At 36.2% G+C, this 24909-nt stretch carries 23 protein-coding genes; 13 read left to right on the top strand and 10 right to left on the bottom strand.

What is annotated here, in order from left to right; all coding sequences use genetic code 11:
• Positions 1 to 43: 43 nt before the first annotated feature.
• The 4 genes from BST91_RS13115 to BST91_RS10980 all read right to left on the bottom strand — a co-directional run bounded on the left by BST91_RS13115 (position 44) and on the right by BST91_RS10980 (position 1972).
• Complete coding sequence (locus BST91_RS13115) at positions 44 to 220, bottom strand: hypothetical protein (protein WP_157546961.1); 177 nt, start codon at positions 218 to 220, stop codon at positions 44 to 46.
• A gap of 241 nt (positions 221 to 461) precedes the next feature.
• A complete protein-coding gene (gene rpmA, locus BST91_RS10990; protein ID WP_042276905.1) occupies positions 462 to 725 on the bottom strand; it encodes a 50S ribosomal protein L27 in 264 nt (87 codons plus the stop codon).
• 43 nt (positions 726 to 768) lie between these two features.
• Positions 769 to 1404 carry a 50S ribosomal protein L21 gene (rplU, locus tag BST91_RS10985; RefSeq protein ID WP_060523551.1) on the bottom strand — a complete coding sequence of 212 codons (636 nt, stop codon included), beginning with the start codon at positions 1402 to 1404 and terminating at the stop codon, positions 769 to 771.
• 88 nt (positions 1405 to 1492) lie between these two features.
• Entirely contained in the window at positions 1493 to 1972 is a 480-nt protein-coding gene (locus tag BST91_RS10980) for a DUF4199 domain-containing protein (RefSeq protein WP_169709780.1), read from the bottom strand.
• 188 nt (positions 1973 to 2160) lie between these two features.
• On the opposite strand from BST91_RS10980, the gene BST91_RS10975 reads away from it, so the two are divergent.
• Both BST91_RS10975 and BST91_RS10970 read left to right on the top strand, forming a co-directional pair.
• A complete protein-coding gene (locus BST91_RS10975) occupies positions 2161 to 3870 on the top strand; it encodes an insulinase family protein (RefSeq protein ID WP_085775397.1) in 1710 nt (569 codons plus the stop codon).
• 9 nt (positions 3871 to 3879) lie between these two features.
• Entirely contained in the window at positions 3880 to 5946 is a 2067-nt protein-coding gene (locus BST91_RS10970; protein WP_085775396.1) for an insulinase family protein, read from the top strand.
• A gap of 49 nt (positions 5947 to 5995) precedes the next feature.
• Here BST91_RS10970 and BST91_RS10965 read toward each other — a convergent pair whose 3' ends face one another.
• From BST91_RS10965 to mutY, 5 genes are all read right to left on the bottom strand, one after another.
• Entirely contained in the window at positions 5996 to 6907 is a 912-nt protein-coding gene (locus BST91_RS10965; RefSeq protein ID WP_085775395.1) for a DMT family transporter, read from the bottom strand.
• Between the two features lie 129 nt (positions 6908 to 7036).
• Positions 7037 to 7600, bottom strand: a complete 564-nt coding sequence (gene gldD / locus BST91_RS10960) for a gliding motility lipoprotein GldD (RefSeq protein WP_060523554.1) — start codon at positions 7598 to 7600, stop codon at positions 7037 to 7039.
• A complete protein-coding gene (locus tag BST91_RS10955) occupies positions 7585 to 8889 on the bottom strand; it encodes a gliding motility-associated protein GldE (protein WP_042276921.1) in 1305 nt (434 codons plus the stop codon). Before BST91_RS10955 ends, gldD begins: the two co-directional genes overlap by 16 nt.
• Before the next feature lie 16 nt (positions 8890 to 8905).
• The gene (locus tag BST91_RS10950) at positions 8906 to 9367 is read right to left on the bottom strand and encodes a single-stranded DNA-binding protein (protein WP_042276922.1); all 462 of its coding nucleotides are present in this window, start codon (positions 9365 to 9367) and stop codon (positions 8906 to 8908) included.
• 68 nt (positions 9368 to 9435) lie between these two features.
• The gene (mutY, locus tag BST91_RS10945; RefSeq protein WP_085775394.1) at positions 9436 to 10482 is read right to left on the bottom strand and encodes an A/G-specific adenine glycosylase; all 1047 of its coding nucleotides are present in this window, start codon (positions 10480 to 10482) and stop codon (positions 9436 to 9438) included.
• Between the two features lie 134 nt (positions 10483 to 10616).
• On the opposite strand from mutY, the gene BST91_RS10940 reads away from it, so the two are divergent.
• Both BST91_RS10940 and BST91_RS10935 read left to right on the top strand, forming a co-directional pair.
• The gene (locus tag BST91_RS10940) at positions 10617 to 10907 is read left to right on the top strand and encodes an HU family DNA-binding protein (RefSeq protein WP_042276927.1); all 291 of its coding nucleotides are present in this window, start codon (positions 10617 to 10619) and stop codon (positions 10905 to 10907) included.
• A 265-nt stretch (positions 10908 to 11172) separates the two neighbouring features.
• Entirely contained in the window at positions 11173 to 12711 is a 1539-nt protein-coding gene (locus BST91_RS10935; RefSeq protein ID WP_060523557.1) for an Rne/Rng family ribonuclease, read from the top strand.
• 56 nt (positions 12712 to 12767) lie between these two features.
• Here BST91_RS10935 and BST91_RS10930 read toward each other — a convergent pair whose 3' ends face one another.
• On the bottom strand, positions 12768 to 13850 hold the full coding sequence (locus tag BST91_RS10930) for an isoaspartyl peptidase/L-asparaginase family protein (RefSeq protein ID WP_085775393.1): 1083 nt from the start codon (positions 13848 to 13850) through the stop codon (positions 12768 to 12770).
• Positions 13851 to 13911: 61 nt separating this feature from the next.
• Here BST91_RS10930 and BST91_RS10925 point away from each other — a divergent pair, with 61 nt between their 5' ends.
• From BST91_RS10925 to BST91_RS10885, 9 genes are all read left to right on the top strand, one after another.
• Positions 13912 to 14472 carry a CvpA family protein gene (locus tag BST91_RS10925; protein ID WP_060523559.1) on the top strand — a complete coding sequence of 187 codons (561 nt, stop codon included), beginning with the start codon at positions 13912 to 13914 and terminating at the stop codon, positions 14470 to 14472.
• Positions 14473 to 14553: 81 nt separating this feature from the next.
• Positions 14554 to 15441: a nicotinic acid mononucleotide adenyltransferase gene (locus BST91_RS10920; protein WP_085775392.1), complete on the top strand. Its 888-nt coding sequence runs from the start codon at positions 14554 to 14556 to the stop codon at positions 15439 to 15441.
• Between the two features lie 136 nt (positions 15442 to 15577).
• Positions 15578 to 18433, top strand: coding sequence for a leucine--tRNA ligase (gene leuS / locus BST91_RS10915; RefSeq protein ID WP_085775391.1), 2856 nt, complete (start codon positions 15578 to 15580; stop codon positions 18431 to 18433).
• Between the two features lie 92 nt (positions 18434 to 18525).
• Positions 18526 to 19989, top strand: coding sequence for a lipopolysaccharide biosynthesis protein (locus BST91_RS10910; protein WP_244895625.1), 1464 nt, complete (start codon positions 18526 to 18528; stop codon positions 19987 to 19989).
• A complete protein-coding gene (gene dut / locus BST91_RS10905) occupies positions 19979 to 20413 on the top strand; it encodes a dUTP diphosphatase (protein WP_042276940.1) in 435 nt (144 codons plus the stop codon). Before BST91_RS10910 ends, dut begins: the two co-directional genes overlap by 11 nt.
• Positions 20414 to 20529: 116 nt before the next feature.
• Positions 20530 to 21546 (top strand): sugar phosphate nucleotidyltransferase, encoded by a 1017-nt coding sequence (locus BST91_RS10900; protein ID WP_085775390.1) that lies wholly within the window; start codon positions 20530 to 20532, stop codon positions 21544 to 21546.
• A gap of 10 nt (positions 21547 to 21556) precedes the next feature.
• The gene (locus BST91_RS10895; protein ID WP_244895624.1) at positions 21557 to 22942 is read left to right on the top strand and encodes a tetratricopeptide repeat protein; all 1386 of its coding nucleotides are present in this window, start codon (positions 21557 to 21559) and stop codon (positions 22940 to 22942) included.
• A complete protein-coding gene (locus tag BST91_RS10890) occupies positions 22942 to 23688 on the top strand; it encodes a DUF4292 domain-containing protein (protein WP_042276945.1) in 747 nt (248 codons plus the stop codon). Before BST91_RS10895 ends, BST91_RS10890 begins: the two co-directional genes overlap by 1 nt.
• A complete protein-coding gene (locus BST91_RS10885; RefSeq protein ID WP_085775389.1) occupies positions 23685 to 24890 on the top strand; it encodes a murein hydrolase activator EnvC family protein in 1206 nt (401 codons plus the stop codon). The genes BST91_RS10890 and BST91_RS10885 overlap by 4 nt, the downstream gene beginning before the upstream one ends.
• Positions 24891 to 24909: the final 19 nt, after the last annotated feature.

The following is a 24909-nucleotide window of genomic DNA, read 5'->3' as shown; positions in this document are numbered from 1 at the left end:
GCCTCCATTTTACAGGAGGCTTTAAGTATGCGATATAACTTTATTACTTTGACTTTTTATAAACAGATCTAACACCGATTCCAATAGCTGCGGCTGCGGCAATTAGTAATCCTGGAATAGGAGCAACATCTTCAACGGTGTCATCAAAACCTGGTTGAGCATTTGCAATACTTCCAATTAAAATAAAAGCGAATAATACTAACTTCTGTGAATTTTTCATAGTCAAAAAAATTGAATTTTAATACTTGAATTACATCAAGAGTAACAAATATAACAATTGGTTGCTAACTTTTTAAAAAGCAGTTAAATATTTAAGCTCTACTTAAACTTGATTTCATCCTTGAATAAGTCTGTTTACTGAAATACAGAAGGTTGTATTAAAATACAAAAGATTTAATTTTATCGAAAACAAAAACCCAAATCATATTGATTTGGGTTTTTGATTCTATTATCTAATGGAATTAAGCTTGTGCTTCAGGAACAATAGAAACAAATGATCTATTATTACCTTTCTTAACGAACTTTACTGTTCCATCAACTTTAGCATGTAAAGTAAAATCTTTACCTGCATATACGTTTTCACCTGGGTGGTGCTCCATACCTCTTTGACGAACAATAATGTTACCAGCTACTGCTGCTTGTCCACCAAAAATTTTAACACCTAATCGTTTCGATTCTGATTCTCTACCGTTCTTAGAACTACCTACTCCTTTTTTATGAGCCATGATGTTTTATTTTAAGCTTTCGCGAAAGCGAAATAGGTTAAACTTATTTTTCAACTCCTCCGTCTAGACGGTCTTGAAGTTCTTTTAATTCATCCCACTTACCATCAGCTGCAAGTTGAGCTTGTTGTGGCCAAGTAGTTGTTACGTGATTTCCACGAACATCCTTAATCATTTCAGAAATGTCCTCTGGTTTTGCGTTTGCAAGATCTGAGAAAGTAACAATTCCTGCTTCATTAAGAGTTGTAGCAATCTTAGGACCAATACCTTCGATTTTCTTTAAATCATCACCTTTTGAGCTTGCTTTTGGTGCAGCTTTTTTAGGCTCAGCTTTTTTCTCTTCTTTCTTAGCAGCAGTTTTTTTACCGCCAGTAGTTGAAATACTTGAGATTTGGATTTCAGATAAGTATTGTCTGTGTCCGTTTTTCTTTTTGTAACCTTTTCTACGTTTTTTCTTGAAAACGATTACTTTGTCACCTTTAAGGTGGGAAAGTACTTTTGCTTCAGCAAATGCACCTTCTATAACTGGGGCGCCGAGTGTGATGTTGTCACCGTCACCTACTAGAAGAACTTTGTCGATGTTAATAGTAGCACCTTCATCTTCTTGTAAGCGATGTACAAACAACTTTTGATCCTTCTCGATCTTGAATTGTTGCCCTGCTATCTCTACGATTGCGTACATAATTACGAATTAATGTTGTTAATTTAGGGCTGCAAATATACTGCTATTCTACAAATTAGCAATAGTTATCAACATTTCTTCAAGAATTTTATGCTTGCTGATTAAGTGGTTTTTGTTTGGACCTAATTTCTTTGGTGTTCCAGGATTGTTTGTAGATAGGTAAAATTACTAATGATGCTACAATCGTAGTTGCTACTCCAGATAAAAATACAAAAAGCAACAAGGCTACTTCTAATCCTTCACCTGCTATTGTAATTTGTTGTTTGAGTTCAGCGGCTAATTCGGGATGAATTTCAAATAAATAAATTGCCATAAAGACTGTAAATATGGTAGTTGCAATAAATCCTGCTGTTAGAGAAGCCGTAAATCCTTCCATATATTTAAATTGTCCTCTTTTTTCCTCGTAAACTTTTTTAATCAGTTGCCAAAGCCCAAAACCGACAATAGCGGCATTAAAAAAACTTAACCAGGACTCGTTCCCAAATCCGATAAAGTCAATTATGATGAAATAGATAATTAATGCTAAAGCTATCAGTAATCCGTATTTAGTAGTTTTTGAAAAATTCATGATGTAATATTTTTAGTTCAGTTTTCTTTTAAATATCGAACTTTTGTATCGTAGTCATGGTTGATTTCAAATAAGTTTAACTTGAAAACGAAAGAATTACGAGTATTTTTACAAAGATTTGTATTGTTTGTAACATTTCGATCAAATCTTACACTAACACAAACAGTTGAACTAAAGTATCAAAAAACATGAAAAAAATTGTTTTGAGTCTGGTAGCTGGTTTTACAGCATTAACTGGATTTTCCCAAGAGGTGGATTTTATAGAATATGATTTACCTAATGGACTGCACGTTATTCTTCACCAAGAAAATGCTGCTCCTGTTATTACAGTAGGAGTGATGTACCAAGTAGGTGCAAAGGATGAAGAGCCTGGAAGAACTGGGTTTGCTCACTTTTTTGAACACTTGTTGTTTGAAGGAACAGAGAATATTGAAAGAGGAAAGTGGTTTGAAATAGTAGGAGCAAATGGTGGTAGTAACAACGCAAATACCACTCAGGATAGGACTTACTATTATGAGACGTTTCCTTCTAACAAGCTAGAATTAGGTCTTTGGATGGAAAGTGAGCGTATGTTACATCCTAAAATTGAACAAATAGGTGTAGACACACAAAATGAAGTAGTAAAAGAAGAGAAAAGACAGCGTATCGATAATGCACCTTATGGAGCTATTCTTTACAGAACAGGTATCGATAAGCACTTGTTTAAAAAACACCCATACGGGCAGTCAGTTATCGGGTCTATGGAAGATCTTGACGCTGCAAAATTGGATGAGTTTATTGGTTTCAATGATAAGTACTACAATCCAAATAATGCAGTGCTAGTAGTTGCAGGAGATATCCAAATCGACGAGACTAAAAAGATGATTGAGGATTACTTTGGGCCTATTCCTAATAATGCTCCAACGAACGTAAGAAAGGAAATAGTTGAAGACCCAATTACGGAAACTCGTTTTGCTACAGAATACGATCCAAACATTAGTATTCCTGTAAAAATCTTCTCTTACATCACGCCAAAATCGGTAGATAAAGATGCTTATGTACTGGATTATATATCTAGTATTCTTACAGGTGGTGCAAGTTCTAGAATGCAGAAAAGAATGGTTGAAGAAGAGCAAATCGCTTTTCAAGTTCTTGCTTTCAATCAAGCAAATCAAGACTACGGTACTTACACTATGGGAGCTCTTCCTAAAGGTGATGTAACACTAGATCAACTAGCAAAAGTGATGGATGAAGAAATTAAAAAACTTCAAACCGAACTTATTTCAGAAAAGGAATTAGAAAAGCTTAAAAACCAATTTGAAGCTCGTTATGTTCAATCTAATTCAAGAGTTCAAGGTATTGCTTCATCTCTTGCTACTTATTATATGTTAAAAGGTGGTACTGATAAAATCAATAAAGAACTAGATATCTATAAAAGTATTACCAGAGAAGATATCAAACGAGTTGCAAATACTTATTTAAATCCTAATCAACGATTAGAACTAGATTACTTTGCTGGTGAAGCACCTAAAGACGCTTCAAATGAAGAAGTAAAAGTTGTTGATAATAAAATCCAAATTAATAAGATTTATTTTGATAATGATAAGGCAACTATCAAATCAGAATCAGCTAAGGAGCTAGACCGAATTGCAACTTTTATGCAGTCTAATCCTTCATTAGAAATAATGGCAGAATCTTATACAGATAGTAAAGGAGCTACTAAGTACAATAAGGAATTGTCTCAAAAACGTGCAGAGTCTGTAAAAACGTACCTTGTTTCAAAAGGTATTGCTGAAAACAGAATCACAGCTGTAGGTAAAGGAGAAAGTAATCCTGTAGTAGATTGCGCTTCTCAAGAATGTACAGAGGAACAGCATGAGCAAAATAGGAGAACTGAATTTACGATCATAAAAAAATAAAGAATTAAAATGAAAAAGCAACTTTTATATACTCTGGCAGTACTTTTTATCGGGTTAACCGCTACTGCACAGATTGATCGATCAAAGATGCCTGAATCTGGTCCAACACCAGAAATAAACATGGGTAAACCATATACATTTGAGCTTAAAAATGGGCTTCAGGTTTTGGTAGTTGAAGATTCTAAACTTCCTGTAATCAACATGAGTTTAAGTCTTGATAATCCACCAATTATTGAAGGCGATAAAGCTGGTGTACAATCCTTGACCTCTTCTATAATGGGTAAAGGAACTTCAAAAACACCTAAGAATGACTTTAACGAAAAAGTTGATTACTTAGGTCTTAGAGTATTTGTAAATGCAAACGGTGGTTTTGCCTCTGGTTTATCTAAATACAAAGAAGATATTTTCTCAATGTTTACTGAGGCGGCTTTATATCCGAATTTTACCGAAGAAGAATTAAAACTAGAACGTGATAATTTAATCCAAGGACTTAAATCCGGTGAAAATAGTGCTGCTTCAATTGCTGGAAAAGTTCGTGGTGCGTTAGTGTATGGTAAAGATCATGCAGCAGGAGAATTTGCAACAGTAGAATCGGTAGAAAGTGTTACGCTAGATGATGTTAAAAACTTCTACAACACTTACTTCAAGCCATCTCGTGGATTTCTTGTAATTTCTGGTGATATTACCAAGAAGGAAGCTAAAAAGCTTGCTAAAAAATACTTTGATAAGCAGTGGGAAGAAGGCCTTGCTCCTAAAGCACAATTGCCAGCAGTGCAAGACCTTGCAGAAAGACAAATTAACTTTGTTGACGTTCCTAATGCAGTACAAACAGAGCTTGCAGTTATGCATGTATCTGATCTTAAAATGAATGATCCTGATTATCATGCCGCTGTACTTGCTAACTACATTTTAGGTGGTGGATTTAATTCATACGTTAACATGAACCTTAGAGAAGAACATGGATGGACTTATGGTGCACGTACATCTCTAGGTAGCGGAAGAAATTACAAATCTACATTCAGAGCTACGACAAAGGTGCGTAATGAAGTTACAGATAGTGCTGTTGTTGAAATATTCAAAGAAATCAACCGTCTTAAGACTGAGGATGTAGATCCTGTAGTGCTAGAAAATGCCAAAGCAAAATTCTTAGGAAGTTTTATCATGCAATCAGAAGATAAAGAAGTTGTTGCAGACAGAGCAGTAACAATAAGAACAAACAATCTTCCAGAAGATTTCTACAAAAACTTTATCAAAAACATCAATGCAGTTACAGTTGCAGATGTGAAGCGCGTTGCAAATAAGTACTTAAAGCCTGAACAGGCTCGTATAGTTCTTGTAGGAAAAGCAAGTGATGTACTAGAGAACCTAGAAAAAATGAAAATTGATGGATTGCCAGTAGATATCAAATTCTTTGATAAAGAGGCAAACCCTACAGAGCGTCCATCCACAGTAGAAGTTCCAGAAGGATTAACTGCGCAAAACGTTCTTGACAACTATATAGCAGCTATCGGTGGTAAGGAAGCTGTTCAAGAAATTAAAGATGTGAATACATTCTCTGCCTATACATCTCCTATGGGAGAACTTATACTAGGAGTAAAGAGAGCACAAGGCGATAAATGGTCACAATCTATTAAAATGGGTGGACGTGAAGTAAATAAACAAGTTTACTTGGACGGGAAAGCCACTGTAGGTGCCATGGGACAATCACAGGAATTATCTGGTAAAATGTTAGAATTAGTAAAAGATCAAGCTTTATTTTTCCCTGAATTGTATCATGCAGATAAAGCTACTCTTGCAGGAGCACAACGTTTAGGAGATAATAACGTATACATTATCAAATGGAGTGATACAAAAAAATCATTCTATGATACTGAAAGCGGTCTTTTAGTTGGAGAAGAAGTGGTGTCTATGGGTCCTCAAGGTGAAATCACTACTATCCTTAAGTATAGCGATTACGAAGAGTATAATGGAGTGAAATTTCCTACCGTAATGGTTCAGCCTATGATGGGACAGGAGCTTAAATTTGAGACTAAAGATCTTAAAGTAAATACAGGTTTAAAAGACTCTGATTTCTAGTAAGATCTCGCTTTCGCGAAAGCGAAATAATGAAACGTAAAACCGGTTACTAGTCAGTGGCCGGTTTTTCTTTTTTTGCTCTTGTTACCAATACCACTGCAAAAATTATTACCGCGGTAGAGATGCCTTGCCAAAAATTAAATGATTCACCATCCAAAATTCCCCAAGTAAGTCCAACTACAGGCATTAAGTATGTGACACTACTTGCAAATACAGGAGATGTAATTTGAACAAGTTTATTAAACATGATCTTTGCTGCTACGGTACCAAAGATGCATAAAACGACAATGTAGCCTAAGCTTTTTTGAATTTGTGGGTTGGTGTAATCCAGACTGTGACCATCAGAAAGAAATAGTACGATTACCGCAAGTGGAGTAATAAATATGAAGTTACCTGCCGCGATAGCTAGTGGTTTTACGTTTTGTAAATACCTTTTAATAATATTGACATTGCTGGCATAACAACAGCATGCAATAAGTACAAACCCGGCAAAAAGATAATTTTGATCTGGATTGCCTTCCATTCCGGCAAATATTAAACCTATGGCGCCACCTAATCCAATTATTACGCCTAAAAGCTGTACTCGACTGAATGATATCCCAAAAACTATCGCTCCTAGAATAAGCGTGATTAAAGGCACTGTAGAGTTTAATATACCGCTTACTGCGCTATCGATTTCTGTTTGGGCATAGGCAAAAAGAAATACCGGAAAAAAAGTTCCTAGTAAACCAGAAATAAACAACCATAAATAATCACTCTTGCTTGCTTTTTTAAAGCTAGATAGTCCAATCACAGTTAATATCACACCTGATAAAATTACACGCAAGGCTCCTAGCTGTAAAGGCGTAAGGGTGAGATTACCGTTCTCTTGACCCAAAGCTTTTTTTATAAGAATAAATGAAGAGCCCCAAATAAGACTTAGAATGACAAGATAAACGTACTTTAATTGGCTCTTTTCCATCTATGCGATTTTATAAAATACAAAGGTGGTTCTATTAATTTGATTGAACTAATAATTTAAAACCAATGATTTGAAGAAGGTTTTGACTAAACTAACTGTTTAAAGATAAACATATTACGATTTGTTGGACTACTTCCATTGCAAGGTTTCCAGTAGATTGATCATATCTTTTTTGACATAATCAACTGCAGGAAGAATGCTATCGTAGTTGGGCCTTGTGTCAAAATACAGACTAGCGGTCAAGAAATGGTTGGTACTATCAGTGACGTAAAATTGTGCATTACTAGCAGCGTTACCTTCTACTTCATACATCATTCCATAGACTTTAGATTTCTCATTCATAAATGGATAATCCTTTATTACATCGGCTTTTATATTATGCTTATAAGATAGTTTTTGGCCGTCAATTAACAGTTGAGTTAAATTATCATCTACCTTATTGTAGGTTAGGTAAACAGTAGCGTCCATATAGGGATATTCGATTTTCATCGAGCAATCATTCTTGCTCAATACTCTAGCATACTCGTTGAGTTCAAAAACAAATGGGCAGTAATCAGTGGTAGTGGTACCGTATGTCGCATCGGGATACTGTAGCGCTAGACTTGCGCTAGGTTTGGGTAATACATCTTCATCACCACAGCTGGTTAAAATCAAGAAGCAAGAAATTAAAATCAGTTTTATGGTAGTGTGCATTTGATTTGTTTGATTCGTTTATTGTCCATCGCTTCTACTAAAAACGTGAATCCTTTGAACTTTATTTTATCTAATTTACGAGGGAAATTACCAGTTTGTTCCAATAAAAAACCTGCTAAAGTCTCTGATTCTCCACGTGCGTTTTCATATTGCTCTATTACTTCTTCATCGAGGTCTAGTACTCGGTAAAAGTCTTTCAGAGAGGTTTTACCTTCAAATACATAGTTTTTCTCATCTAGTTGTGAATAGACCAGATCTTCTTCGTCAAATTCATCACTTATATCACCTACAATCTCTTCTATTATATCCTCAAGTGAGATTAGGCCACTAGTACCACCATATTCATCCACCACTATAGCCAGATGCTTTTTTTGAACCTGAAATTCTTGAAGTAGGTCATCTAATTTTTTGTTTTCAGGAACAAAATAGGCTTCTCTCAATAACTTTGTCCAATCGTAGTTTTTGCGATCTACATAAGGTAATAGATCTTTTACATACAATACGCCTGTGATTTGATCAATGCTTTCTTTGTAAACAGGGATTCTTGAATAGCCGTTATCTACGACAAGAGTAATAACTTCTCTAAACGGTAATGATTCATCTAGAGCAAAAACATCTGTGCGATTACGCATTACGTTTTTCGTGTCGGTATTACCAAAGTTTACAATTCCTTGTAGTAATTGTTGTTCCTCATCAGTTGTGTCGTTTTCATCGGTAAGTTCTAAGGCCTGAGATAACTGTGATACCGTTAAATTACTTTTTTTACTACCTAAGTTGTCTTGTATTTTCAAGGTTATGAATCTCATGGGCAAGCTCAAAAAACTGAATAATACATCGAGAACTTTTAATGGAACCGCCATAAAATTTGAAAACCCTATTGGGTTACGATTTGCATATACTTTTGGAAATATTTCTCCAAAGAGCAATATTAAAAAGGTAGCAAACAATACCTCTAAGGCAAACCTTATCCAACTGGTTTCTATATCTGCAAACCACTGCTCTCCTAATAAGCTAAAAATTAAAACCGATGTAATATTGATTGCATTATTAGCAATAAGTATGGTTGCTAGTAATTTTTTTGGTCTTTCGAGTAGCTTACTTACTACATTTTGTTTGGTAAATGCTTCATTTGGTTCTTCTAGTTCGCTAGAAGTAAGGGAGAAAAAAGCTACCTCGGCACCACTAATTAAAGCACTACATATTAAAAGTAATAAATAGATTACTAGGTAAAGCGCTTGCTCACCTTGCGTTACTAGTAATAAGGGTAAATGTTCAGGATCAGGATCCACTAATCAATAGATTTAGTTAGAATGGTAGGTCATCAACCTCTTCATCACTACCTTCTGGTGGTACTACTGGAGCTTGATAACGCTGTGTATTAGACTGTTGTTGGGTTGCTTGCTGTTGTGGTCCCGTATTTGAATTCTCATTTTTAGGAGTTAAAAATGTAAACTCTTGTACCTGGATTTCGGTCGTGTATCGCTGTTGACCATCTTCACCAGTCCATTGTCTATTTTTAATGCGTCCTTCAATGTATACTTTATCGCCTTTACGCAAGTATTTTTCACAAACCTCAGCTGCTTTATTACGAACCACGCAATTGTGCCACTCAGTATTAGAAACACGCTCACCAGTGGTGCGATTTACATATTCTTCATTTGTTGCTAGAGGAAACCTTCCTATACAGCCACCACCTTCAAAATGCTTCATTTTCACATCATCACCTGTGTGACCTATAAGTATTACTTTGTTTACCGTACCTGCCATAGTTTGTGTTTGAATTATCTTTTAAAGATATAAAATCCTTTATAATAAATAGAATACAAAGGTAATTCTTAATGTTTGTAATCTCGCCAATATTCATTCATGAAACGTTCCATTAATACATGAACTGGCTTTTTAAAAGCATCTTTAATAGGTGACAGTCCTTCCATATAATCTTCTAGTTCAATAATCCAAAAAGTCGCATGTATTTTACGATGTGATAATTTGTGAATAATAGGTTGTTGATTGTATACGCTTTCGCGAAAGCGTAACTCACCTATAAGATTTTTAAACTCTATAGAATCTTTAATTTCAGACACCATCGCCGCTCCTGGAGTCTCAACAAGAGGAAATTCATAAAGACCTTTCCAAATTCCTGATTCATCACGCTGTTGCAACAAAGTTTTTTGGTCTGGAGAAATAATTACAAGGTAATTATGGAACAAATTTTTGACCTTGGTTTTTCTAGGCTTAACCGGTAACTCATCAATTAAACCCTTTTCGTGGGCAACGCAATCACTTTTAAATACACACGATGCGCAATTTGGATTTTTTGGAATGCATTGTAGGGCTCCAAACTCCATCATCGCTTGATTAAAGATGTCCGGCTGCTCTTTATCCATAAGTTGTGCAGCAAGATGAGTAAATTCTTTTACGGCTGCTGGCGTATTTATAGGCGTATTGATATGAAAAATTCTGGAAAGCACTCGATACACATTACCATCTACCACGGGAACAGCTTCCTTGTTAGAAAAGCTAGCTATGGCAGCAGCTGTATAAGTACCTACACCTTTAAGTTTAAGTAAATCCTTGTATTGAGAAGGGAACTTACCTAGTTCTACTACTTGCTGTGCGGCTTTATGTAAATTACGTGCTCTAGAATAATATCCTAATCCTTGCCATAATTTAAGAACGTCGTCCAGCGGTGCAGCAGCTAGCATTTCAACTTTGGGGTAGGTTTCAACAAACTTGTTGTAGTAAGGAAGGCCTTGTGCTACACGAGTTTGTTGGAGAATTACCTCACTCAACCATATGTAATAAGGATTAGTAGTATGTCGCCAAGGCAGATCTCTTTTGTTAACTAAATACCAATCAATGAGTTGGCTTGAAAAGTTCATATTTTCTTTATAATTATAGAGTGGAAAGATATATCTATTTAAAATTTAATTAATTAGAGATTTTAATTAGTTTAATTAGAGTATATTTGCGCCCTGTTTAATGTAACCCTAAATAATTAAAATAGAACTTAAAAATGACTAAAGCAGATATCGTATCTAAGATTTCAGATAAGTTGGGAATGGAGAAGACTGATGTTCAGGCAACTGTTGAGTCTTTTATGGAAGAGGTGAAAGGATCTCTGGAAACTGGAGAAAACGTATATTTACGCGGTTTTGGTAGCTTTATCGTAAAAACGAGAGCTGAAAAAACTGGTCGTAATATTTCTAAAAATACTACTATAAAAATACCAGCTCACAATATACCAGCTTTTAAACCAGCTAAAGTATTTGTAGAAGGTGTAAAAACAAAAGTTAAAGTAAAATAAACCAATAATATAAGAGATATGCCAAGCGGTAAGAAAAGAAAAAGACATAAGGTAGCTACGCACAAACGTAAAAAGCGTCGTCGCGCTAACCGTCACAAGAAGAAAAAGTAGTGTAGCACTACTTTTTCTTTTTTACGTTCATTGAAATAGGGTTGCAGTTGACAACTCGTTTGACTTTACAAGAAAAGTTCTTGTAATGTATTCTTTCATATCATCCTGTTGTAAAACACATCTATGGTTTTACAACTATTAAATAACAGGAAACATGGATAAAGAAATTATTATCCGTTCCGGTGCTACAAAAGTGGATTACGCCTTGACCAAAAATGGTAGGCTTATTGAACTCCACAAAGATGAAGATGAAAACAAGTTTGCAGTAAGCGATGTTTTTATAGCAAAAGCACGTAAAGTACTGTCTGGTCTTAATGCCTCATTTGTTAATGTAGGTTATGAAAAAGATGGGTTTTTACACTATCATGATCTAGGACCTAAATACCGTACACAGTTAAAGTTTACTAAGCAAATTTTAAGCGGACGAAGAAAAAATTTTAAACTCAAGGACATCAAGTTAGAAAAGGAACTAGATAAAAGTGGTTCTATTGACGATGTTGTTGAATCTGGCCAGCCTATACTTGTACAGGTAGTTAAAGAACCTATCTCTACAAAGGGCCCGCGATTGAGTGCAGAAATCTCACTGCCAGGTAGGTATGTTGTACTCGTTCCATTCTCTGATCGTATATCTATTTCCCAAAAAATAGAAGATAGAGAAGAAAAAAGCCGTCTTAAAAGACTTGTTAAAAGCATTAAACCTGAAGGTTTTGGCGTTATAGTACGCACAGTAGCCACAGGAAAATTAGTAGCAGACCTGGATCAGGATCTACAAAATTTAATGGAAAAATGGGACCGCATGTGTAGTAAATTGCACAAGGCTTCCTTTCCTACTAAAGTATTGACTGAACAAAGTCGTACTCACTCTCTAATGAGAGATGTGTTTAATGATACCTATACTTCAATCATTGTTGATGATAAAGAAGTGTGTGAAGAGATCAAAGAATATTTAAGTACAATAGCTCCACACAAACAGTCTATTGTAAAATATCACAATCCACGACTACCGATTTTTGAAAAATACGGTATCGAGAGACAAATTAAAACGTCGTTTGGAAAAACGGTTTCCATGAGTAAAGGTGCCTATTTAGTCATAGAGCACACTGAAGCCATGCACGTTATAGACGTTAATTCTGGTAATAGATCTAATAAAGCTGATAGTCAGGAAGACACTGCGCTTGAAACAAACCTAATAGCCGCTACAGAAATCGCTAGACAATTAAGATTGCGCGATATGGGTGGTATCATAGTGGTTGATTTTATTGATATGCGCGCTTCAGAAAACAGGAAAAAGCTGTACGAGCACCTGCGAGAAGAAATGTCGGATGACAGAGCAAAACATAAGATATTACCACCTAGTAAATTTGGTCTTATTCAAATCACAAGACAGCGTGTAAGACAAGAAGTTAAGATTAAAACTCGTGAAGAGAATCCTAACGGAAATGGTAATGAGATTCAAGCTCCTATAGTAATCGTACAACAAATTACTGAAAAATTAGAGCGCTTGTTTAAAGAAGGTAATAAAAACATTACCTTAAATGCTCACCCATTTATTGCTGCCTTTTTAACTAAAGGAGTGCCGTCAATACGTTCAAAGTGGTTCATGAAACACAAAAAATGGGTAAAAATTTTACCTAGAGATGCTTATACTTATTTAGAGTATAAGTTTAAAGACAAAGATGGAAAAGTCTTATAAATATAATCCCGCTATTCAGTTGAGTAGCGGGATTTTTTTATGCATTTTTTAAAGCATTATTCCTTATACATTCCAATAACTAGATCTCCTCTATCGTTCATACTAGCACGATACATACCAGCTGTATTAAACTCCATAGAAACATTACCATATTTATCAAGGGATACGATTCCACCAGTTCCACCTAATGCAGTAAGTTTTTTCTGTATAACCTCTTCCGTAGCTTCTTCTAGTGTAAGTCCTTTGTACTCCATAAGTGCACTTATGTCATAAGCAACTTGACCACGTATAAAATATTCACCGTGACCAGTGCTAGAAACACCACAGGTGTTATTATTTGCATACGTACCACTACCTATAATAGGAGAATCACCTATACGACCGTACTTCTTATTAGTCATACCACCTGTGCTTGTTCCGGCTGCGATATTTCCATTTTTATCTAATGCAACACAACCTACCGTTCCATATTTAGAATCTTGTATAAAAGGATCTTGAAAATTCATAGCTGTTCCATTATCTCCTTCTTTTGCCTCTTTTTCTAGTATACGTTTTAGGGATTGATAACGTCTTTCTGTGTAAAAATATTTATTGTCTACAATCTCTATGTTTGGATTTTGTTGCGCTTTCGCGAAAGCGTCACTACCGTTGCCACTCAATAATACATGTTCACTATCGGTCATAACCAATCGGGCTAGTGAGATCGGGTTTTTCACTGTACTCACTCCAGCAATCGCTCCAGCATTTAACGTTTTACCATCCATGAAGCTCGCGTCTAAAGAGTTAACTCCTTCATGAGTAAAAACAGCTCCTTTTCCTGCATTAAATAAAGGAGAATCTTCCATAATTCTTATACTAGCTTCAACAGCATCCATAGCGCTACCACCTTTGGCTAAAACGTCGTGTCCAGCTTTAATAGACTCGGTAAGTTTGTCGTTGTAAGCCTTTTCAAGTTCAGGAGTCATGTTTTCTTTTTTGATTGTTCCTGCACCACCGTGAATAACTATAGCGTATTCGCTTACTTGTTGATTGTTATTATCTGTGTTAATTGTAAGATCTTGATTAGGTGAGTTTTCTTCCTTTGGTTTACAGGAAGTAAATAGGCAGATTATACAAATGAAAAGAGCAATAATTCTCATATATTAAAGTTTTGAGACTAAGATACTGCTTTTGCAGCATAACATTTTCTACCTTTAGCCCATGAATTGGTTAGACATTTTCATTTGTATTGTATTATTAGTCGGTCTGTGGAAAGGCTACATGAACGGACTTTTTATTGAAGTAGCCAGCCTAGTAGCTCTTATAGCTGCAATTTATGGTGCAATTTATTTCTCAAATTTTGCCGGTGACTGGTTGAGAGAACAAGTAAACTGGGACGAGGCATACATTACCATAGCCAGTTTTATCATCACTTTTGTTGTCATCATTTTTGTGATTACCTATATAGGTAAATTATTTACCAAAATTGTGAAAACAGCACAACTCTCCTTCATAAATAAACTCGCTGGGGCCGCATTTGGATTACTCAAAATGGCCTTTTTGATAAGCGTCGTATTAATGTTTATTAATTCTGCCAGTGGTGAGTTTGAGATCATCAGTACCGAGGTAAAAGAAGAATCGATAGTCTATGAACCTATTGAACCTATGGCACCTTATTTACTTCCTAAGATTCTAGAAGAAGCAGACCGTGTAGATCGCAATTTACGAGGCGATAGAATAGAGTCTCCTAGACCAGTCGATCAAGATTCATTGTCCCGATAATATAAAACGCTTAATAACAATAGATTACATTTTTGGCACAGTTTTCGAAAACGTTGTAGTAATAACTTTAATACAACGATTATGAGAACAATTACTACTTTTTTAGGAGCTATGTTGTTATTTGTTTTAACAACTAGTTGTGATGCAGACATTCAATTAGGAGATGGAGTAGTAGCACCTACTCTAGAACAAGTTGTAGAAGGTAAACAACTGTGGTACGTCGATTTAAATTATGTACACGATGACATTGATATACCATTTATTACACAGGCTTTTACCCTAAGTTTTGATTATGGAACCCTTATGGCCAATAATAACCTAGTTGGAGTGGGAAGTGCTGGCGCAGGTATGGGAATTTCTGTAGGATATTATGAAACATTTGAAAACACCTTGATTATACATCATGATATAGATGGTACTTATGAATTTGATGTTAGAGTAAAAGATTTTGACAGAATTCATCTTATCGATCCAGCTAGTGGTTCCCTTATACGATTACAAGGATATCAAATAGGAAATTTTGATTATGACGCTCTGTTTTATGACAATATTCATTATTTCTTACAAGAGTATAGAGCGTGGGAAAAAACATTTACTAGCAATGCAGGTGTTATAAATGAATTTGATAGAGAAAATTTCTTGAGTTTTTTTCCTAGTTACGATGGCGATACTTTTTTAAGTTCAAAAGACGCTCGTGGTACATCTATACAAAATTTATTATGGGATTATGAAGGGTCGTACCAGGTTGAAAACCAGAATAATGATCTGATTAATAAATATTTAACGCTCCATTATGAAAATATAGGCAATGAAATGTTCGATCTTTACGTTATCAATGATAGAACGATAGAACTCTATCATATTTCCTCAGGAACGACATACCGTTTTACAGGAAAAGGATACATTCAGATTAAAAATTCTTCTGGAAAATCTAGATTACTAGATGTAAAAAAGAAGAAGTCATTATAAAGATTATTGGTTGGTTGGAAGCCGCCTGTTTAGCAATCCTTGCTTACGGGCGGTTTTTTTATGCAATAAATACTAATCTATTCCTAGCCAGTGTGGTATAATCCCTATTTTTGCGGCATAAAAATCACTCCATAGCATGGTACATTACAAGCACATTGAGATTGAGAAAAAGTGGCAAGAATACTGGGCTCAAAACAAAACGTTTAAAGCCGTAAATCACAGTGAAAAACCTAAATTCTATGCACTAGATATGTTCCCGTATCCTAGTGGTGCTGGGCTGCACGTAGGTCACCCATTAGGTTACATCGCTAGTGATATCGTTTCACGATACAAACGTCATACTGGTTTCAATGTACTACATCCTATGGGTTATGATAGCTTTGGTCTTCCTGCCGAGCAGTATGCGATACAGACTGGGCAGCATCCTGCAATCACGACTCGTGATAATATCGCAAGATACCGTGAGCAAATGGACCGTATCGGGTTTAGCTTTGATTGGGATCGTGAGGTAAAAACCAGTAATCCAGATTATTATAAATGGACACAGGAGATATTTATTTTACTTTTTGATAGCTGGTATGATAAAGATGCAGATAAGGCAAGACCTATAAGTGAATTAGAATCTCGCTTTCGCGAAAGCGGAACAACCACTATCAACGCTGCTACCGATGAAGATTTACCAGAATTCACAGCAGATGAGTGGAACAGCTATACCAAAGAAGAACAAGAGAAAATCTTGCTAGATTATCGCCTTACTTACCTGGCAGACACTGAGGTAAACTGGTGTCCGGCGCTAGGAACTGTACTGGCAAATGATGAGATAGTAAACGGAGTAAGCGAACGTGGTGGACATCCAGTAGTGCGCAAAAAAATGCGCCAGTGGATGATGCGTATTAGTGCCTATGCAGAGCGTTTATTAAACGACCTAGATGAATTAGACTGGAGTGATAGTATCAAAGAAATACAGCGCAACTGGATTGGGAAATCTGTTGGTGCTATGGTTAGTTTTAAACTAGACGACCATAAAATTGATGTTTTCACAACGCGACCTGATACTATTTACGGTGTTACGTTTATGACGCTGGCGCCAGAACATGAGCTAGTGGATAGCATTACCACCGATGCACAACGCGATGCCGTTGAAGCTTATAAAAAAGCGACCGCAGCACGATCAGAACGTGAACGTATGGCAGATGTAAAAACCATAAGTGGTGTATTTACTGGTGCTTATGCTACGCATCCATTAAGCGGTGAGAAAATACCTGTGTGGATAGGTGATTATGTGCTTGCTGGCTATGGAACAGGAGCAGTAATGGCTGTACCATGTGGTGATGAGCGTGATCATGCTTTTGCCAACTATTTTGCCGGTCAAGAAGGTATGCCAGCCATTAAAAATATCTTTGAAGGTGTAGACATAAGTGAAGAAGCCTACACTGCCAAAGACAACACACCTATTTGCAACAGCGATTTCCTTAATGGAATGAGCTACAAGCAAGCAATGGCTGCCGCTATTGAAAAATTAGAAGAAATAGGCGCTGGAAAAGGAAAAACAAATTATCGTTTGCGTGATGCGGTTTTCTCTAGACAGCGCTATTGGGGTGAACCATTCCCAGTGTACTACAAGAACGGTTTGCCACAAATGATAGATAGTGAGCATTTACCACTAGAATTACCAGAGGTTGATGAGTATTTACCTACTGAAGATGGTGCGCCGCCATTAGGACGCGCTACTACTTGGAGCTGGTGCACGGTGGAAAACAAGGTGGTATCCAATGATGATAACCGCGATTGCGTGTATCCACTAGAATTAAACACCATGCCAGGTTGGGCTGGTAGCTCTTGGTACATGTTTAGATACATGGATGCTAGTAATGAGAAGGAGATGTTTTCTAAGGAAGCACAGGAATACTGGGAAAATGTAGATTTATACATAGGCGGTAGCGAGCACGCTACCGGTCACTTGTTATACAGTAGATTTTGGGTAAAAGTGTTGCATGATCTTGGAAAAGTAACGGTAAACGAGCCTTTCAAAAAGTTGATTAACCAAGGGATGATATTGGGCGAGAGTGCTTTTGTGAAAGAACTTGAAGTTGAAGTAGAATCTGGAATTGAAAAAGTTTTTATCTCTCAAGGAGTAAACTTTGATGGTAAAGTCAAATCAGGTCGTAAACTTCACACAGATGTTTCTTTTGTAAACAACTCTAACGAATTGGATGTTAAATCATTTCAAACATGGAGACAAGATTCGAGAGATAAAAAATTCATCCATAACGATGAAGGTGTTTTCAAAGTCTCTCGCGAGGTAGAGAAAATGTCTAAGTCTAAGTTTAACGTAGTAAACCCAGACGACATTTGTGAGCAGTACGGTGCAGACACGCTACGTTTGTATGAAATGTTCCTCGGGCCACTAGAGCAAGCTAAGCCATGGAATACCGCTGGAATTACCGGAGTATATGGATTCATCAAAAAGCTATGGAAACTCTATCATAATGAAAATGGTTTCCATGTGAGTGATGAAAAGGCATCACCAGATAGTATGAAGACCTTGCATAAAACCATAAAGAAAGTACGCGAGGATATCGAGAACTTCTCGTTTAATACCAGTGTAAGTAGCTTTATGATTGCCGTTAATGAGTTAACTACTCAAAAATGCAACAGTCGGGAAGTTTTAGAACCGCTTGCGATATTGGTTTCGCCTTATGCGCCTCACATCGCAGAAGAGTTATGGTCACTACTAGGTCATGAGGAAAGTATAGCCTATGCTGATTTCCCTGTTTTTGAAGAAAAATACTTAGTAGAGAGCAGCAAGAAGTATCCTATCTCGTTCAATGGTAAAATGAAATTTACTTTAGAATTACCGGTTGATGCCAGTAAAGATGAGCTAGAAAAACTAGTGCTGGAAAATGAAAAGGTTAAGCAGCAGTTAGAAGGGAAGACAATTCGTAAAACGATTGTTGTACCTGGCAAGATCGTAAACTTTGTAGTAGGATAATTACATACATGAGCCGTAAATAGGGTTAAAAGTATATCAGCTGGGCTGCTGAGAATTTTAAATGTACTTTTATAACTCATAAAACAACCTTTTTGAGCACAACACGTAAATTATTTCAGCAAACTGCCGTGTATGGAGTTGCTACCGTATTGCCTAGAGTGCTTACGGTATTACTTAATTTACTGTTGACAACCTTTATAGATACTAAACAAGATTTTGGTAATCTGTCCATCATCTTTTCATGGATCATCATTTTTAATGTCATACTTACCTATGGAATGGAAACCTCATTTTTTAGGTTTTATTCTCATTCAAAGAGTAAAAAAAAGGTGCTTAGCACTTCGCTACTTGGGTTATTAGCTACTACAACATTGTTTACAGTTATTGCCTTTCTCAACCTTGACAATATTGAGCTGTGGTCGGGTAAAAACAGTGAATACTGGCGTTGGGTGATTGGCGTACTAGCCTTGGATACTTTGATGGTCATACCATTTGCGTATTTAAGAGCACAAGGTATGGCTAGAAAGTACGCTATCATTAAAATGATCGACGTGGTTATTTCATTTGTTCTAACCACTTTTTTCTTAGTTTTTTTATCAGATATTCCAGTAATACAACAGTGGTTTCCAACCGATAAAGTGGAGTTATTTTTCATTGCCTTGTTTACTCCCAAAATATTTTTGTTGCTACTACTCATCAAACCTTATTTTCACATAGAAGGTTTTGATTTTGCCATATGGAAACAAATGATGAAGTATGGTACTCCTATTCTGGTGGCTGGACTAGCATTTGCAATTAATGAAACTTTTGATAAGCAACTAATTGAATGGTTAAGTCCAGGTAATAGTACTGCCCAAGCTGGGTTATACACTGCCTGTTACCGACTTGCGGTGGGAATGACCTTGTTTGCCACTGCTTTTAAGCTAGGTGTAGAGCCTTTCTTTTTTAGTGAATCAAAGGATAAAAATGCTCCGCAGTTATATGCTTCCATTACCAAGATGTTTGTGATTCTAGGAGCAATCGCACTGGTGTTTTATATCACATTAATCGATGTTGTTAAACTAGCAGTAATTGATAGTGATTATTACGAGGCTATTTTTATTGTTCCTTATGTGTTGATTGCGTATTTCTTTTTTGGGATTTATCAATCCTTGTCTGTATGGTATAAAGTAACCGACAAAACAAAATACGGTGCAATAATATCGGTGTTTGGAGCTATTATCACAATAGCGGCCAATGTCTTACTAATTCCTAAAATTGGTTATCTAGCCAGTGCTATTACAACCTGTGTGGCCTATGGAGTAATGATGATTGTTTCCTATCTATGGAGTCGCAAACATTTTCCTATTCCTTATGATATCAAGAGTATTCTATTGTACTTGCTGCTATCAATAGGAGCTACGGTTGTAATCTTCTATCTTATAAGAGATTCATACGGCGCTGGTAGCTGGCAACAATACGTGTACGGTTTAAGCATTAGTTTGCTAGTGAGCGCTTTTATATTAGTTAGAGAAAAGAATTTTATACTTCAATTACTTAAGAAAAATGACAGTTAAAATCATCAATAAATCAAACCATGACCTGCCTCACTACGAGACATTAGGAAGTGCAGGAATGGATTTAAGAGCAAATCTTACAGAGTCAATCTCTTTAAAGCCACTAGAGCGTACCATTGTTAAAACAGGATTGTTTATAGAATTACCGGTTGGGTATGAAGCTCAAGTGCGTCCACGTAGTGGTCTAGCTGCAAAAAAAGGAATCACTGTCTTAAACTCACCTGGAACAGTTGACGCTGATTATCGAGGAGAAATTGGTGTTATTCTAGTTAATTTGTCCAATGAAGAATTTGTAATTGAGAACGGTGAACGAGTAGCACAATTAGTAATTGCAAAGCACGAGCGCGTGATCTGGAACGAGGTAGAAGTACTTTCTGATACTGATCGTGGTGCTGGCGGTTTTGGTAGCACTGGCGTAAAGTAAGGATTGTTGCTGTATGCTTTCGCGAAAGCGATACCTCAACCCAACTCTGTTTATTGTACTTAATAATTTTTACCTTAGCACATTAATCTAAAAATGCGCCCATCAGGGCTTTACATATGAAAATAATAGTACCTATGGCAGGTCGTGGTTCAAGACTACGTCCTCATTCACTAACTACACCTAAACCATTAATACCAATTGCAAATAAACCTATAGTCAACCGATTGGTTACTGATATTGCTAGAATTTTAAAAGAACCCATCGAGGAAATTGCTTTTATTCTAGGTGATCCAGCATTCTTTGGTGATGACGTGGTGAACAACCTTGAAGAACTTGCAGAAAGTTTGGGTGCCAAGGCAAGTATCTACCGTCAGTTAAATCCGTTGGGAACTGGTCACGCCATTATGTGTGCTGAACCTAGTTTGTCTGGTCCAGCTGTAGTTGCCTATGCCGATACACTTATTAGAGCCGATTTTGACCTAGATCCAGCAGCCGATGCTGTTATTTGGACAAAACAAGTTGAACGACCAGAAGCCTATGGTGTTGTGAAACTTAATGAAAAGGATGAAATTGTTGAGTTGGTAGAAAAACCGCAGGAATTTGTAAGTGACCAGGCCGTTATCGGTATTTATTATTTCAAAGAAATTGGTGATCTTAAGAAAGAGCTTCAGTTTGTGATTGATAATGAAATTATAAACGGTGGCGAGTACCAAATCAATGATGGAATCAAGCGTTTAATGGCCGCAGGAAATGTTTTTAAGACAGGAACGGTAGACGAGTGGATGGATTGCGGTAATAAAAATGTTGCTATAGACACCAATAACAAGATCATGCAGTTTATGATTACCGATGGTAGTGATGAAATTAAGCAAGAACCTAAATTGAGCAATGCAACAATTATAGAGCCATGTGTTATTGATCCTAGCGTTGTGATCAAGGATAGTACGATTGGACCTAACGTGTCCATAGGAGCTCATACTATTATTGAAAACTGCACTATTAAAAATTCATTAATTCAGAAAAGCAGCAGTATTAAAAACGCTACCTTAGATGAAGCAATGATAGGTAATCACGTGAAGTATGACGGTGATTTTACAAAAATCAGTATTGGAGATTACACGATAATGGAATAATTGTTGACTCATGAACAGCATGACTAGAAAAATCATATTTTTTTCACTTTTAACCTTAGGGTTACAAGTTCATGTTGGTGCTCAAGAACAAGGTGAGCAAGATGAGGTTAATGTGGATTTGCTACAGGATGTTTCAAGTGAGTTTAAAGAGAAGTTTTTTAACGCACTTACTGAAAAAGCAAAGGAAAACCACAACAAAGCCATAAATATTTTATTAGAGTGTGAAGAGCTAGAGCCTAATGCTGCGATAATTCAATTTGAACTGGCAAAAAATTATGAGGCAATTTCCGCTTTCGCGAAAGCGGAACAATCCTTACTAAGAGCCATTGAAATAGATGGGAAAAGAGAATGGGTTCTAGACAAATTATATGATGTTTATGATAAGCAACAAAAGTTTGATGAAGGACTTGAAATTCTAGAAGAACTCACGCAAATTAATCCGATTTATGAAGAGTTGTTGCCCTATCAATACTATAGAACGCAGCAATATCAAAAATGTGTTGATATAATCGATAAGTTGGATAAGCGATTGGGTACTGACAAGCGACGTACCTTTTTACAATCACAAGCAAAAAAGCAGCTAGGAATAGCTGAGGATTTAAACAAGGACATTACGGGAGCTTTAGCTAGAATCCAAAATGATGATAAAGATGAACAGGCATATATTGAGCTTATTTATTATTACAGTAAAAAGAAAGATCAAGAGAACACTCTAAAGTATGCTGAATTATTAGATAAAAATGTCCCTGATAGTGATAAAGCCCATCTTGCTTTGTATAAAATTTATCTGGATGCAGGTAGGTTAAGAAAAGGAATACGTAGCATGAAAAAGGTTTTTAAATCAACGCAGTTTGATGATGAAACCAAAGTGCGCGTACTCAATGATTTTATTACCACTAGTACGCATGATGATGAACTCATGGATGATGTAAAGGATGCCATCGATGTTTTTTCAGATTATGTAGAAAACCCAGAAGCCTTTACAGCTCTAGGAGCCTATTATTTGGAGAAAAAGAATGATCCCAGTGCGGCACTTGCTTTTTATGAAAAAGGATTGGAAATTAATGATCAAGACTTTGATCTTATAAAAAAGGCAGCTTTATTATCTATAGATGTTAAGGATTACAGCAAGGCTCATGATATATTAGAAAAAGCATTATCCTACTTTCCAGCCCAACCTTTGTTCTATTTGTTAGATGGGGTTGCCTTAAATTATCTTGATAAACCTGATGATGCTATTGAACGCTTGGAATCTGGAATGACCTACTTATTAGACGAGATTCAATTGGAACGAGATATCTATCAACAGCTTGCTATAAGCTATGATAAAAAAGGTAATGCAACACAAGCAGTAAAAATGCGTTCTAAAGCTCAAGAATTATCTAAAAAATTATAATGAAATTGAGATACTTACTAGTACCAGCTCTATTAATCATAGTGGCATGTGGTACTCAAAAATCATCAACAACTGCTCTAGCTACTGCAAAGAAGGCTAAGGTGGTGCGCAGCCATGATAATTCAGAACTTGAGTTTAATACACTCAAGGCTAGACTAGGTGTGGATTATGAAGATGACAAGCAATCTCGAAATATTACTATGAACCTGCGCATGGAAAAAGGTGAGAAAATATGGATGAGTGCGAGTATTCTAGGACTTACTCTAGCCAAAGTTTATATCACACCTGATCGTGTACAGTTCTATGAAAAAATTAATAAACGCAGTTTTGACGGTGACTTTAGATTAATAAGTGATTTTCTAGGTGAGGATTTGACTTTTGAACAACTAGAAGATGTTTTGCTAGGTCAAGCGGTTGAAAATTTGAGTAATCATGAGTTTACCATTCAAAATAACGAGTATCAATTCAAAACTGAAGATGTTATCACCAAGCTGTTTCGTTTACGACCATCTGATTTTAAATTGGTGGAGCAATCTGTTCTTAAAGCTGAAAATAATTACCTAACTATAAATTACCCTGAATATCAAGAGGTAGATAATCGTTTATTGCCTCGTACGGTAAAAATCGATGCAAAACGAGGTAAACGTTTTTCTCAAGTAGAACTTACCTTTAAAAGTGTAGAATTCAATAAAGAGCTATCCTTTCCGTTTGAATTACCAGATAATTATCGCAAAATCGAGTTATGATTAAAAAGTTAGTGGTTGTTTTATTAGTAGTTTTTTGTGGTGTACATGGGACGGCACAAACTCAAAAAGAACTGGAACGCAAGAAAGCCGCTATCCAAGATAAAATCAATCAATATGATAGATTGTTAAAAGAAGTACGTCAAGAAGAGAATACAATGACATTACTTCTAGAGACTCTCGATAAAAAAATAGCAAGTACTCAGGAAATTATTACCATCACAAATCGTGAAGCAAATGCTCTTACTCGAGCTATTAAGAACAATAGAACCGAGATTAAGAAACTAGATGAAGAAGTAGAGTCTCTTAAAAAGGAATATGCTAGTATGATTGTAAAAGCATACAAGAGCAAGAATGATCAAAGTAGATTGATGTTTCTACTGTCTTCAGAAGATTTTTTGCAAGCGTATAAAAGAGTACAGTACTTGAAATCCATTGCCGATTACCGCAAGAAACAAGCAAATGAAATTAGTGAAAAAAGTGCCCAGCTCAAGCAGAAGACTGAGAAGTTAGAGATCGATAAAAAGCAAAAAGAAATTGTAGTCGCTCAAAATCGAAAACAGAAAAAAGAATTGAGTAAGGACAAAACGGAGCAGGAGAATATGCTGGCTGTGGTAAACGCCAATAAAAAGAAGTACAGTTCGCAATTCAAAGAAGCCGCAAAAGAACGAGATCGTCTAGACCGTGAAATCAAAAAACTAATTGCAGCTAGAATTAAAGAATCCTATAAAGGATCAGGTAAAAAAGTAGATAAAAACAAATTTTTTCTTACTCCAGAAGCCAAGGCACTAGCAGCAGACTTTAAATCAAACAGAGGTAAACTACCATGGCCTGTTAATGAAGGCTTTGTTTCACGTAAATACGGAGAAATGCCGTCTCCAATAGATAGAAATGTCCGTATTTATTCAAATGGCTGGCGTTTTCAAACTCCTAAAGGGGCAAGTGCACGGGCTGTTTTCTCTGGTGAAGTAGATGCTATTGTTAAGAAACCAAATGGTATTTTAATAGTGTATATTCGTCATGGAAACTACACTTCTGTTTATAATAATTTGAAATCTGTTGCTGTGTCTAAAGGTGATAAAGTCAAGGTATACGATACAATTGGAGAGGTTTTTACCAATCGAGCAGGAGTCTCTGAACTGCGATTTATCTTAATGGAAGATACAAACACGCTCAATCCTGCCTACTGGCTTTTAAAAGGGTAAAAACAGTAGTTTTAGATAA

The organism is Nonlabens tegetincola (genome assembly GCF_002117085.1).
GTDB lineage: Bacteria > Bacteroidota > Bacteroidia > Flavobacteriales > Flavobacteriaceae > Nonlabens > Nonlabens tegetincola.
This window is presented reverse-complemented; position numbering and strand designations above follow the sequence as displayed.